Raw genomic sequence first — 13920 nt, 5'->3', positions numbered from 1 at the left:
GTTTTAAAAGCGAGCCACTGAGCTCGCTTTTTGCTTGTGGTTAGGTTACTAGGATTTAGTTTTCACTAGGCTAGGCTATTAATAAACTAGCGCAAATAGTAGATTATGATCTGTTGAGTGCTACCAAACAGACTAACTTTCGCTAAGCGGTGAATAATAAATTCAATTAATCTAGGGGAGTTAATAGCGCTTTAATTTCTTGTTCATAAGCGGATTTTTTTTCTTCATTAAAGCCTACATGTGCGCTGACTATTTGACCTTGTCGGTTAATAATGAAACTGCTGGGCATACCCTTTAATTGATACTTTCTTGCAATGCTGCCTTTAGGGTCGTAAATAACTGGGAAATTAGCCGGTATTTGCGCTAAAAATTCATCAGCTAATACTCGGCTGTGATCTAGATTAATGCTGAGAATGATTAAGCCTTGAGTTTGATACTGTGCGGCTAAGTTATTCATCCACGGGAATGACTTTCGACAAGGAATGCACCATGAGGCCCAAAAATCAACGTAGACGACTTTGCCTTTTGCCTTGTTAAGCTGCTGATCTAATAACTCAGTAGTACTGAGATCAGTATTTAGATCAGTACTTAGGTTAGTATTTGAATTAGCTGTGATATTAACATCATCAAATGCCCATAGTGGACTAGAAAAAGTTAGTAATGTAATGAAAAAAAAGCCTATTTTAAAATTTTGTCTCACGATATAGTCAACATTATTAGCATCTATTTTAGCTAGTTAACCACGTTAAGCCCGATTAGAAAAGTGTCGCTATTATTTAATGCGCTGCCAAATGGCGACATTAATACGTTTTCAATAGTCGAGTGAAGTCGACAAGTTATGGAATACCTTATGAACATCAATCTATTAAGTCAGAAAAATAAAGCTTTTTGCTTTATTAGCCTGCTGGTGAGTGCACCGCTGCAAGCGGCGCAGAGCCAAACACTTGAGATGAACCAATGGTTAAAAGCACGTTTTGGCGCGCAACATCAGGCACTTATTCCTATTGTTGCGGTGGCAGATATGCTTTATAGCTGTCAGCAGCAAAAGAAAAAAGCTGACAGTTTAACGATTAAAGCCTTAATTACCCAATTAGATAAAAATACTTTAGCTGAACAACTTATCACTTGTTTGGCGGGCGAGTCACCTAAGTCGGATACAGCATTAAATTATGGTTTGAAGGCTTGTTTTTATGAGCAATTTAGTCATTTATCTCTAGCAGAAAAACAGCAGAAAATGGCTATAGTCACTCAAACTATCGCTACGCTTTCAAGGAGCGAGCGACAAAAAAGTTTTACTCAATGTGTTACTGATCAAGCGATTCACTATTTACGCTAGTGAGGGGCTAATAGGCTTATCGGGGTGGTTTTTTACCATCAACAAATGAGCTGGGTAGTATTTCGACGCCAACCCAGCGGCCAATTTTTATCATCAGAGGTATAGTAATAGGGGCAAAGGGCAGAATAGCGACAACACCAACGCCAAGGCCTTTTAAAATATCAATAAATTGTTGGTTGGCAATGCGCATTTCTTCAGCACTTGCATCACGCTTGGTGTAGCGTTTATAAATACTTAGCATTGCTCTTGTTTCTACTTTCTCTTGAGCTAAAGCTATTTTTATTTTAACCATACTGCGCTTAAGCTGGACAATATTACGCCTTTTACTGATGCGTAAAACACGAAGTGGTACTTTGTGAAAATGGAGCCAAATTTTCATTTGCGTATTCTCCCACAATAATTAGTCAAAGTAAGTAATTCAATTGAGGATATCTGGGCCTTAGTTATGTTACTCAGTGATGTTACTCAGTAACAGGGCAACTCACTCATTAAGTCGCTACTCGCGTTGCCTTAATAGGAAGTATTATGGTCAATTGTTTATTTAAATGATAAAATTTACATAATTAATACTTCCTGTAAACTATATTGCAACATAGGCTTGTGGCAAATGTGGCAAATGTGGCAAATGGGTCGAAGTTGAGACAGCACAGGTTTTTATATTTCAAGTAAGATGATTTATAGCCGACCTTTATTAAAATAAAAAATGGAATCAGTATAATGGGATATGAAACACCGAAAATTTTGGTAGTTGATGATGATATGCGTTTACGTGCCTTACTCGAGCGGTATTTAGTTGAACAAGGATTTGTCGTTCGCAGTGCGGCAAACTCAGAGCAAATGGATAGATTGCTTGAGCGTGAAAATTTTCATCTGTTGGTACTCGACTTAATGTTGCCAGGTGAAGATGGCTTATCTGTTTGTCGCCGCTTACGCCAAAACTGCAATGATATCCCTATTGTTATGTTAACAGCCAAAGGTGATGAAATAGACCGTATTATTGGCTTGGAGCTTGGCGCAGATGACTATATGCCAAAACCTTTTAATCCACGTGAATTATCAGCCCGTATTAAAGCGGTGTTACGCCGCCGAGTTCAAGAAGCTCCAGGTGCGCCTTCACAAGAAGAAAATGTTATTGCCTTTGGTGACTATAAGCTTAATCTTGCTACTCGCGAAATGCTTAAAGGCGATGTTAATATGCCATTAACCAGTGGAGAATTTGCCGTATTAAAGGCACTGATCACCCATCCTAGAGTGCCATTATCACGTGACAAGTTAATGAACTTAGCACGTGGCAGAGACTATTCTGCTTTAGAGCGTAGCATTGATGTGCAAGTATCCCGCTTGCGTCGTATGTTAGAAGAAGACCCAGCAAAGCCACGTTATATTCAAACTGTTTGGGGTCTAGGATATGTATTTGTTCCCGAAGGAAGAACTGTGGTATAAATTTGTTCAAATGCATTGAAAACAACACTAACCTAGTAGAAGTCTATGAAAATATTGCCACGCAGTGCCTTTGGTCAAACGGTACTCTTAATTGGTGTGTTGCTGTTAATAAATCAAGTCGTGTCATTTATATCGATGTCGATATATATTATTCAACCCAATGCGCAACAGGTTAATCAGCTGCTGGCAAAGCAGGTGCGTGTTGTATTTATCGATATTGCTGATGAAGCAATAAGTCCTGCTATGGGAGAAGCGTTTCAGCGAGAAACCGGTATTGGTGTATATCGTGAAGCTGCTGCGATGAAATTAGGTCTACAAGAGGCGGTATATTACGCCTTTCGTTCTGATGAAATGTCTAGCCTATTAGGCGGTCCAGCCGAAGTAAGAATTTCCCAAGGTGATGAATATCTATTTTGGATTCGTCCACCCCAAGCCCCTGAATACTGGGTTAAAATTCCAATTAATGGCTTAAGAGAAGAAAACTTTTCACCACTTATTTTTGTGCTAATGATTTTAGGCATTTTAAGTGTGATGGGGGGGTGGTTATTTGTGCGACAACTTAATCGTCCGTTAGCTGCATTACAACATGCGGCTCATGATGTGGGTCGCGGCGACTTTCCTGAGCCATTAACGGAAATAGGTACCACTGAAATTGTTGCAGTAACTCGGGCTTTTAATCATATGTCTAAGGGTATTAAGCAACTAGAAGATGACCGAAATTTATTGATGGCAGGTATATCTCATGATTTACGCACACCCTTAACTCGCATTCGTTTAGCCACTGAAATGATTGCTGAAGATGAATTTTTAAAAGCCGGTATTGAAGGCGATATTCAAGACATGAACACCATCATAGATCAGTTCATTGATTACATTCGCCATGATAGTAAAGACAAAGTTGAGTTGGCTGATATTAATCTCTTGATCGACGAAGTGGTGCAGTCTGAAAGTATGCTAGAGCGAGAAATTATTATTAATGCCCAGCCGCTACCTAAAGTGCCTCTGCGTTATGTTGCTATGAAGCGGGTATTGGCAAATTTAATTCAAAATGCGCTACGCTATTCCAACGGCAAGACCATAGTAACTAGCGCATTCGATAAAGCTACACAGGAGGTTTGTTTTTGTGTTTCTGATGAAGGGCCAGGTATTGCTGAAGTGGATATTGAGCGCTTATTTCAGCCCTTTACGCAAGGTGATGAAGCAAGAGGAACCGGTGGCAGTGGCTTAGGTTTAGCTATTATTAAACGTATTGTCGATACCCATGGTGGCCGAGTGGAATTGTCTAATCGAGTAGAAGGGGGCTTAACAGCGAAAGTTTGCTTACCTATTAGCCACGGCTAATCACATCTTGTAATACTTAATGGTATTGATTTTATTAGCAAAATAGCAGGCATTAAAAAGCCGTCGTAGTTACGACGGCTTTTTAGTTTTTTTTAGCTTAGTGCGGTACTTATTTAACTATAGTTTAGGGCCTGCTGCGACTAACGATTTACCGTTGTCAGTATCAGTAAACTTATCAAAATTGTTAACAAAGCGAGTCGCTAAATTTATGGCTTTATCTTGCCATTGTGCTGGCTCAGCATAAGTATTACGTGGGTCTAAAATACCATCATCAACCCCATCAATGCTAGTTGGAATATCTAAATTGAATAAGGGCAAAACTTGTGTTTCTGCATTATCAATTGAGCCATCAAGAATCGCATCGATAATAGCGCGCGTATCTTTAATTGAAATACGTTTGCCTGTGCCATTCCAACCTGTGTTAACCAAATAAGCTTCAGCACCAACCGCTTGCATACGATTACGTAACACTTCAGCGTATTGTGTTGGGTGTAGACTTAAAAATGCGGCGCCAAAACAACTTGAGAATGTTGGTGTTGGCTCTGTTATACCACGTTCAGTACCAGCAAGTTTGGCTGTGAAACCCGACAAAAAGTAATATTCTGTTTGCGCAGGGGTTAATTTAGCCACTGGAGGTAACACACCAAAAGCATCAGCAGTTAAGAAAATAACTTTTTTCGCATGGCCGGCACGAGAGACAGGTTTAACGATATTATCAATATGATGAATCGGGTAAGAAACACGGGTGTTTTCAGTTTTTGAATTATCGTCAAAATCAATTGTGCCCTTTTCGTCAACGGTGACGTTTTCTAGTAAAGCGTCACGACGAATAGCATTATAAATGTCAGGTTCATTCTCTTTGCTTAAGTTGATGGTTTTTGCATAGCAACCGCCTTCAAAGTTAAAGACACCATTTTCATCCCAGCCATGTTCGTCATCACCAATCAGTTGGCGTTTAGGATCAGTTGATAATGTGGTTTTACCGGTACCAGAAAGGCCGAAGAAAATCGCCGTGTCACCATCTTCACCAACGTTAGCACTACAATGCATTGAAGCTATGCCTTTTAGCGGTAAAAAGTAGTTCATCATTGAGAACATCCCTTTTTTCATTTCGCCGCCGTACCAAGTACCACCAATAAGTTGCACTTTTTCCGTTAAGTTAAAGGCAACAAAATTTTCTGAATTTAAGCCTTGTGCTTGCCAATTTGGATTGGTGGTTTTTGCGCCATTCATGACAATGAAGTCAGGTTCGTAATGTGCTAATTCTGCATCGGTGGGGCGAATGAACATGTTTTTAACAAAATGTGCTTGCCAAGCCACCTCAGTGATAAAGCGCACTTTTAAGCGGGTGTCATCATCTGCGCCACAAAAGGTATCAACAACAAATAAACGTTTGCCGGATAACTGTTCGGTGACTAAACCTTTTAGGCTAGTCCAAGTCTCTTGAGACATTGGCTTGTTGTCATTTTTACCTTGATCTGACCACCAAACGGTATCACGGGTTGTATCATCACGAACAATATATTTATCTTTAGGTGAGCGACCCGTAAAAATGCCGGTATCAACTGAAACAGCGCCGAGTTCGGTAACCACACCTTTATCAAAACCACTGAGATCGGATCTTGTTTCCTCAGCAAAGAGTAACTCATAAGATGGATTGTAAACTATCTCAGCAACATTACTGATGCCGTATGAAGATAAATCGATTGAGTTTTCTAAAGCTGCCATTGCGAATTCGCTCCTAAAGGTATGACGATTTTTAAATAATTAGTTTCGGTGTTCCGAGTTTGGAGGCCAATTTTAGGCGATCAATGAACAAAACGAAAGTTTTTTTTCTTTCGTTGTGAAAGTTTTCATACTAACTTTCATAATTTTTTAAGCAAAGATGTTTATGATGAAAAAAAATTAATGATAAGGTCATGAATGAATACCGCAGAATATTCATTTATATTAAATAAAAACAATTACTTATGAATGTAGGTTTATTGACTGATTGGTCAAGAAGTTATCACTTAAAGGGTGTTATAAAAGTAATATAAAATTTAAAAATGTTCTAAAAAATGGCGAACAAAAACAAAATTTTCATCCGCATACTTTCCTAACGAAACTTTTAGTGGGGATTATTGATATTTTCACAAGAAAATATAGTGCGGTAATCGACAGTTCGAAAGTTCAAGACAAGTTATGCTTAATCGAATATTCCCTCTTCACTGACGTTATCTGAACCACCATCGAGGATTTGACTGCTAATGTCTTTGCTAATATATTCAGTAGGTGCTGTGCCTAATTCAAAATACTCAAAGCGACTCGATTTATCTGTTTTTGTGGTTAACTTTCCTGACACTTTGTCTATTCGCACCGACATTAACGCTTCGGGTTGTTCAAATGGCTCAATAGGAAGTTCTGCAAGTGCTACTTTCATAAAGTTGATCCAAGCGGGTTGAGCTGACTTAGCGCCAAACTCTTTACCTGTTGTTTGCGCTTTACCTAAATTGCTATTGTAGGTTGTTTGGCCAAGCTTACTACTGGGGTTGTCAAAACCTATCCAGGATGTGGTAACTAATCGGCGACTGTAGCCAGAGAACCAAGCGTCTTTTGCTTGATTGGTCGTACCTGTTTTGCCTGCAATATCTCTACGTTTTAGTACCCGTGCACGAAAGCCAGTGCCTTGCCAAAAAGGTTTTACATTCCAGTCAGCACCCCAAATTGCCGAGTTAAGTGCTTCGGTCATTAAAAAGGCATTTTGAGCACTAATAACACGCTTGGCTTTATTGATAGTTTTTGCGGCTAGTGTATTACCTTCAGCAACAGCCAATGGCTCATTTTCAAGGTTGTTGGTGCTGTCAGCCTTGTTGTCAAAAGTCTCAAGCTCTGAGGCTATAGTCTCTTCGCAACGATCACAGGCAATAGCTGGGTTGGCTTGAAATAATACCTTACCGAAGGAGTCTTCAATGCGTTCAATTAAGTAGGGTTGAATTAAAAACCCGCCATTGGCAAATGTGGCAAAGCCAGTCGCCACTTCCAATGGTGTCAAAGACGCTGAACCGAGTGCTAAAGACTCGTTACGTGGTAAGTCGTCAGGATCAAAACCAAAAGAGGCTAAATAGGGAATAATTTTATCTAAGCCAACATCTCGAAGCAAGCGCACAGCAATAACGTTTTTAGATTGCGCCAAGGCTAAACGCAGTCGAATTTCGCCGTTATAAACGGGTGGCGAATTTTTAGGGCGCCAGACTACGCCTGAGCTTCTATCCCACTGGTTAATTGGCGCGTCATTGACTATTGATGCCAAAGTATAGCCGCTGTCTAATGCTGCTGAGTAGATAAAAGGCTTAATGTTAGAGCCCACTTGTCGTTTTGCTTGGGTAACACGGTTGAATTGGCTATGCTCAAAACTAAAACCACCCACGGCCGCTTTTATCGCGCCATTATCCGTTGCTAGCGAGATAAGTGCTGAACTGACATCGGGCAATTGGCTTAAGCGATAGCCAGATGCTGTTGCCGAAACCATAATAATATCACCCAGTGTCAATATATCACCGGCTGTGTTTGGTGGCGGTGCTTGCTTATCATCATTGATATAAGCTCGCGCCCACGATAGGCCATGCCAATCAATTTCTACCTCAGAGCCATCTTGTAGTTTCACTTGTGCAGCACGATCAAATGTTGCCGTAACAACCGCTGGTACCAGTGAGTGATAGCTCGACATTGAAGCAAGTGCTTGTATAACTTCTTCGTCACTTATTGGCGCACTTGCGATTTTGATTGAGTCATCTGTGCTAATAGTTTGAGCTTCGTTATCAAGGGGGCGTAAGGTACTAATAGGGCCGCGATAACCATGGCGTTCATCATAAGCTAAAATATTATTCACTACCGCTTGTTCAGCGGCATATTGCAAAGTTGAGGTTACGGTAGTAAATACTTTATAACCACCCGTGTAGGCAGTTTCTTTACCAAAACGGTCGATCATTTCTTGATGGGCCATCTCGGCAATATAAGGCGCGCTTAATTCAATTTCCGCACCATGTTTAATGGCGGTAATAGGTGCCTTATTGGCGACCGACATTTCTTCTGCACTAATATAGCCAGCACTATGCATACGATGTAATACTACGCTTCGGCGCTGCATTGCTCGATCAGGTCGGCTAATAGGGTTCATGGTTGAGGGCGCTTTTGGTAAACCGGCTAATACCGCAATTTGCGCTAAAGTCAGTTCTCTAGTTTCTTTACCATAATAGACCTGTGCGGCGGCACCAAAACCGAAAGAGCGATGGCCTAAGGAAATCTTATTCATGTAGAGTGTAAGAATTTCATCTTTTGTTAACAGGCTTTCAATATGGAAAGAAATAAATATTTCGCGAATTTTTCGGACATAGGTTTGTTCACGGCTGAGAAAAAAGTTTCGTGCTACCTGCATAGTGATGGTACTTGCACCCCCTTTGTTTTGTCCGGTGAGTTGACCTAGGATAGCTCGACCCATACCGATAGGGTCAACGCCAAAATGAAGATAAAAGCGGTCGTCTTCGGTAGCTAAAATCGCATTGATTAACTGTTGTGGCATTTCTTCTAAGGTAAGGGGAATACGTTTCTTTTCACCAAATTGAGAAATAAGTTTGCCGTCAGCGCTAAAAATTTGCATTGGCGTTTGCCATTGCAAATCTTTCAGTGATTCAACACTGGGTAAACTTGAACGCATCGACAAGTAAATTCCGGCCAATGCCAGCATGCCGATAAAGACCAATACAGCACCTGTTTTGAACAGGTTTTTTATAGAAAACACAAAAAAAAGCTCGATAAATGTTATAAAATAGGGGTAATAGTACTAGTATATCCTGTAAAAGCATGTGATAAATGATTTTATGCCAATTTTTTTATCTAATCTTATAAAAATAAAATGTTCTAGAAGGATTCTATGTTAAGTAGTTTATGGAAAAAAAAGACCACTTTAATGGTTGGAATTGACATTGGTTCTCACTCTATTAAAGCGGTTTTACTGAACCAAAATGACAACGGATATGTTTTAGAAACTGTCGCCATTGAGCCGATGCCAAGAGGGGCAATTGTTGACAGAGAAATTCAAGACATTGATGCTGTTGGTAAAGTGATAGCAAAAATACGAAAAAAAATTTCCTCGTCTGTACGACAAGCCGCGTCTGCAGTATCTGGACAAACGGTTATCACAAAAATAATTTACATGGATGTAGCCTTAACTGAGCAAGAATTGGCTAGCCAGATAGAAATTGAAGCTGATAGTTTAATTCCCTACCCCCTTGATGAAGTCAGCTTAGACTTTGAATCGCTCGATATTAATGAATCAGACCCGAGTAAAATGAATGTGTTACTTAGCGCCGCGCGAACAGAGTCTGTTGAAGCCAGAGTTGCGGCATTAGAAGCCGGTGGTTTTGAAACTAAAGTTATTGACGTTGAGTCTTACGCTATCAGTCGCGCCTATGATTTAATTTTAAGGCAATTACCTGACGATGCAGCGGACAAAATTATTGCTACCGTAGATTTGGGCGCGACAATGACCCTATTTTCGGTCACTGAATCAGGTACTCATATTTACAGTCGTGATCAACTGTTTGGCGGTGAACAATATACTCGTTCGATTGTCTCCTATTATAATAAGTCTTTTGAAGAAGCAGAGTTAGCGAAATTAACCGATGATCTACCACCTAACTACACCTTTGAAGTTTTAGCGCCCTTTCACACCATATTAGTGCAGCAAATTCGTCGTGCCATTCAAATGTTTCTGACCACCAGTGGTAAAGCAAAAGTTGATTACCTGGTTATTTCAGGTGGTAGTGCTTTAGTGGAAGGCGTTAAGCAACTATTGTCAGAAGAATTGGGTATTCATACCGTCATAGCTGACCCATTTGCCGGCATGGAAATTTCGAGCACTATTAATCAAGAAGTGTTAGCGAAAACAGGACCGCGCTATATGGTGGCAGCTGGATTAGCATTAAGGAGTTTTTCCCCGTGGCATATATAAACCTACTACCATGGCGTGAAGAAGCTGAAAAAGCTCGGCAACGAGAATATTTTACCATGTTAACCCTAGTGGCCGTCGTGGCATTGCTGATCGTATTTTCAGTGAATCAGTTTTATCAAATGCATATTGATGGGCAAAATGCTCGTAATCAATTTTTACAAAATGAAATTCAAAGACTGGATTTACGCATTGCAAAAATAAAGTCGCTTAATGAAAAGAAAAAAGAACTTAAAAAACGCACCCGTGTTGTTGAGCAACTGCAACGTAGTCGCAATGTGGTGACTCAAGTGTTAGACGAAATAGCAAAAGTAGTCCCCAATGGTATTTATCTTACACAGCTAGAAAAACAGGATAATAGTTTAAATATTATCGGTAAAAGTGAGTCTAATAATCATCTAGCCAACATGATCAGGGAAATTGAGCGTTCTGATTTATTTGAAGACGCGATACTTGAATCTATCACTTCCAACGATGCAAAAAGTAAATTATTAAGTGATTTTAAAATGCGCGTTCGAATTAAAGGTTTGATTAATTCGACCGAATCGACCGAGCAAGGAGCACCATAATGAATTTTGACTCATCGGAATTTATGGAGCAATTTGAAGGCTTAGAGCTTGATAATATTGGACAATGGCCAAAAGCTGCCAAAATAGTTTTATCAATATTTTTAGTGGTTTTAGTCTTAAGTTTGGGTTATGTCTTAATGATCAGCGATCAAATTAAGCAACTTGAACGTGTGACAGCACAAGAGCTTACCCTTAAGCAAGAATACCAAGCTAAATATCATGTAGCGGCTAATTTAGAAGTATTTGAACAACAAATGATTGAAGCGGAAGCTATGTTTGCCAAACAACTAAAAAGCTTACCAGAAAGCCATGAAACCCCAGGCCTGCTAGATGACATTACCTTTGTCGGTACGACTACCGGACTTGATTTTGTTAAATTAAATTGGCAGCCGGAAATAGAACAAGAAATTTATGTCGAATTACCCATAGATATTGAAGTGTTGGGCTCTTATCATGAGTTTGGTGAATTTGTCAGCCGAATTGCTGGCTTACCGCGCATAGTTACCCTGCATAATTTTGACATTAATTTGCAAAAACAAGCTTCAGGAGATTTAACCTTAAAGCTGCAAGCTAAAACCTACCGTTATCGGGAGGCAGACGAATAATGAAAAAATTCATTATATTAAGTGCTGTTTTATTAACCGGCTGTTATAGCAATACGGACGATTTGCAACAACACATTGCCGATGTGCAAGCGAGCACCACTAGTACAATAGAGCCGATGCCTAAAGTGAAAAATTTTGGTCACTTTGATTATTCTGCCAATGTACTTCGTAGCCCATTTGACGAGCCAAAACCTGAAGCTATTCAAGAAAAAATTCAACAAATGTCAGGCTGTTTAAGTCCTGATCCACGTCGAAGAAAACAACCTTTGGAGAAGTTTTCATTAAGTGATTTAGTGATGCGTGGCACCTTAGGTGAATTAGGTGTTACTTGGGCACTACTCGAGGCGTCTGACAATACCCTACATAGGGTTGCTGTTGGTGGTTATGTCGGCTTATATCATGGGCGAATTACCGCCGTAAGCCAAGATCATGTAAAAGTATTAGAGTTAATCCCAGATGGCGCAGGTTGCTGGGTGGAACGTGAGACTGTCGTTACCATGACACAGGCAAGTGCAGAGGGGCAAAGGAAGTAATGTTGCTATTTAATAAAATAAAAAACGATAATCTTATGACACATTGTAAAAAAATAAAGTTAATTATGGCCGCCTATTTATGCGTGTTATCAACTTTCTCGTGGGCGAACGAACTAACAGGGATCACTTATAACACCATTCAAAGTAATGAAATTGAATTGATATTTGAACTATCAGATAAAATTGTTGCGCCGCCAACCGTAACGACGACAATGACACCGGCACAAGTGAGAATAACCTTCGATGCAGAGCAATTTAACCCTGCGATAGCGACAACGCTGATTAAACATGCAGGGGTAAAAAATATTACTGTGCGAAAAATGGCCGGTAAAGTTGTTGCCGATGTTAATTTGCAGAAACTATCAATATTCGATGTTAGCCAAAAAGATAATACTTTTGCCCTAACTTTAAATACCGGTCAGGTAAATAAAGCAATAACACAGTTAATTCCGCTAGGACATGGTTTTATAAATCAGATCGATAATATTGACTTTAAACGTGGTCAGCAAAATGAAGCACAACTTTTGGTTAAGCTTATCGACAGTAAGGTCGCTGTCGATGTCAGCGATAAATTAGGAAAACTTTATATTGAATTTCACAATACTGAAATTCTGGAAGACTATATTTATAAATTAGATGTGACTGACTTTGGCACCTTGGTTAACGGGATTGAAACCTTTAAAGAAGGACGCAATGCCCGTTTAGTCGTTGATATTGAAGGGCCGTTTGAATATAAGCATCAGCAGTTTAATGATGTTTTTTCATTAACAATAAACCCTAAAGTGAAAGAAGACGGTTACCTAGGTGAAGAAGAAAACTTTAGTGGCAGGGCAATCTCATTAAATTTTCAAGATATTTCGGTACGCACTGTCTTGCAAATTATTGCTGATTATAATGGCTTTAATTTAGTGACCAGTGACACTGTGGTTGGCAATATTACCTTGAGACTAGACGGTGTACCTTGGGATCAAGCCCTTGATATTATTTTAAAGGTCAAAGGCTTAGACAAGCGTATGCAAGGCAATATTCTTATGGTGGCGCCTAGTGATGAACTAGCTGCTCGAGAAGCCCGTGACTTGCTGGCCCAACAACAAGTGCAAGAACTCGCACCATTATATTCTGAATACGTGCAAGTTAACTACGCCAAAGCGGCTGAATTTGCGGCATTAATTAAAAATCAAGATAACAGCATTTTATCTACCCGCGGCAGTGTTAGCGTTGATGAAAGAACCAATACTTTATTGCTCCGTGATACGGCTAAAAGTATTGAAGATATTAAACGTATGGTCTTGGTATTAGATATCCCTGTTCGCCAAGTTATCATTGAATCTCGCATGGTGACGGTAAAAGATAATATTAATGAAGAGTTGGGTATTCGCTGGGGCGTAACAGACTCTGATGGTGAGTCTTCAATCTCAGGCTCTTTAGCCGGTGCGGGCAGTAGCACTGTGCCGGATTTAAGTGACAGATTGAATGTAAACTTACCCGTCGCAAACCCGGCGGGCAGTATCGCCTTTCAGGTTGCGCGCTTGGCCGATGGCACCATTCTTGATCTTGAATTAAGTGCGATGGAAAAAGAAAACAAAGGCGAAATAATTGCCAGTCCGCGCATTACTACGGCAAACCAAAAAGAAGCGTATATCGAGCAAGGTGTGGAAATTCCATACCAAGAAGCCGCTTCGAGTGGCGCTACATCAACACAATTTAAAAAAGCGGTATTAAGTTTAACCGTAACACCGCACATTACCCCTGATGATAGAATTATTTTGGACTTGGTGGTAACGCAAGATACGGTGTCTGATCTTTCAAATGGCACGGCACCTGCTATCGACACACAAAGAATAGGTACGCAAGTTTTAGTTAATAATGGTGAAACCATCGTATTGGGTGGAATCTATCAACAACAAATTATTAGTTCAGTGTCAAAAGTACCTGTTTTGGGTGATATTCCCTATTTTGGTTGGATGTTTAGGAATAGCAGTAACTTTAATGAGAAAAAAGAACTGTTAATATTCGTTACACCACGCATAGTTACCGAAAGATTTTAAGTTAATTTGCATGTAAGTTGGTGTTTTCATCTTACATGCTTGCAATTTGTACCCAA

General features: G+C 39.9%; 12 protein-coding genes. 8 read left to right on the top strand and 4 right to left on the bottom strand.

Annotation, left to right across the window (positions count from 1 at the left end; translation table 11 throughout):
* Positions 1 to 166 precede the first annotated feature (166 nt).
* Entirely contained in the window at positions 167 to 700 is a 534-nt protein-coding gene (locus H4J61_RS16815) for a redoxin family protein (RefSeq protein ID WP_310650073.1), read from the bottom strand.
* Positions 701 to 850: 150 nt separating this feature from the next.
* Here H4J61_RS16815 and H4J61_RS16810 point away from each other — a divergent pair, with 150 nt between their 5' ends.
* Positions 851 to 1336, top strand: a complete 486-nt coding sequence (locus H4J61_RS16810) for a hypothetical protein (protein ID WP_182186390.1) — start codon at positions 851 to 853, stop codon at positions 1334 to 1336.
* A 16-nt stretch (positions 1337 to 1352) separates the two neighbouring features.
* On the opposite strand, the gene H4J61_RS16805 is transcribed toward H4J61_RS16810, so the two are convergent.
* Positions 1353 to 1715, bottom strand: coding sequence for a hypothetical protein (locus H4J61_RS16805; RefSeq protein ID WP_182137196.1), 363 nt, complete (start codon positions 1713 to 1715; stop codon positions 1353 to 1355).
* A gap of 338 nt (positions 1716 to 2053) precedes the next feature.
* Here H4J61_RS16805 and ompR point away from each other — a divergent pair, with 338 nt between their 5' ends.
* Positions 2054 to 2779, top strand: coding sequence for a two-component system response regulator OmpR (gene ompR, locus H4J61_RS16800; protein WP_182137197.1), 726 nt, complete (start codon positions 2054 to 2056; stop codon positions 2777 to 2779).
* A gap of 45 nt (positions 2780 to 2824) precedes the next feature.
* Positions 2825 to 4120, top strand: a complete 1296-nt coding sequence (envZ, locus tag H4J61_RS16795; RefSeq protein ID WP_182186387.1) for a two-component system sensor histidine kinase EnvZ — start codon at positions 2825 to 2827, stop codon at positions 4118 to 4120.
* A 117-nt stretch (positions 4121 to 4237) separates the two neighbouring features.
* Here envZ and pckA read toward each other — a convergent pair whose 3' ends face one another.
* Both pckA and H4J61_RS16785 read right to left on the bottom strand, forming a co-directional pair.
* Positions 4238 to 5848: a phosphoenolpyruvate carboxykinase (ATP) gene (gene pckA / locus H4J61_RS16790; RefSeq protein ID WP_182137199.1), complete on the bottom strand. Its 1611-nt coding sequence runs from the start codon at positions 5846 to 5848 to the stop codon at positions 4238 to 4240.
* A gap of 460 nt (positions 5849 to 6308) precedes the next feature.
* On the bottom strand, positions 6309 to 8900 hold the full coding sequence (locus H4J61_RS16785) for a penicillin-binding protein 1A (RefSeq protein ID WP_404852072.1): 2592 nt from the start codon (positions 8898 to 8900) through the stop codon (positions 6309 to 6311).
* 132 nt (positions 8901 to 9032) lie between these two features.
* On the opposite strand from H4J61_RS16785, the gene H4J61_RS16780 reads away from it, so the two are divergent.
* The 5 genes from H4J61_RS16780 to H4J61_RS16760 are packed head-to-tail and all read left to right on the top strand — an operon-like array spanning position 9033 to position 13864.
* Complete coding sequence (locus H4J61_RS16780) at positions 9033 to 10112, top strand: pilus assembly protein PilM (protein WP_182186378.1); 1080 nt, start codon at positions 9033 to 9035, stop codon at positions 10110 to 10112.
* On the top strand, positions 10100 to 10678 hold the full coding sequence (locus tag H4J61_RS16775; RefSeq protein ID WP_182186375.1) for a PilN domain-containing protein: 579 nt from the start codon (positions 10100 to 10102) through the stop codon (positions 10676 to 10678). Before H4J61_RS16780 ends, H4J61_RS16775 begins: the two co-directional genes overlap by 13 nt.
* Complete coding sequence (locus tag H4J61_RS16770) at positions 10678 to 11283, top strand: type 4a pilus biogenesis protein PilO (RefSeq protein ID WP_182186373.1); 606 nt, start codon at positions 10678 to 10680, stop codon at positions 11281 to 11283. Before H4J61_RS16775 ends, H4J61_RS16770 begins: the two co-directional genes overlap by 1 nt.
* Positions 11283 to 11816, top strand: coding sequence for a pilus assembly protein PilP (locus H4J61_RS16765; protein WP_182186370.1), 534 nt, complete (start codon positions 11283 to 11285; stop codon positions 11814 to 11816). Before H4J61_RS16770 ends, H4J61_RS16765 begins: the two co-directional genes overlap by 1 nt.
* A gap of 35 nt (positions 11817 to 11851) precedes the next feature.
* Positions 11852 to 13864 carry a type IV pilus secretin PilQ gene (locus H4J61_RS16760; RefSeq protein WP_182186367.1) on the top strand — a complete coding sequence of 671 codons (2013 nt, stop codon included), beginning with the start codon at positions 11852 to 11854 and terminating at the stop codon, positions 13862 to 13864.
* Positions 13865 to 13920: the final 56 nt, after the last annotated feature.

Origin of the sequence: Colwellia sp. MB3u-4 (genome assembly GCF_014077065.1) — a bacterium.
In the GTDB taxonomy this organism is placed as follows: Bacteria; Pseudomonadota; Gammaproteobacteria; order Enterobacterales; family Alteromonadaceae; genus Cognaticolwellia.
Note: the sequence above shows the minus strand (reverse complement) of the source record. Positions and strands in the feature narration are given on the sequence as shown.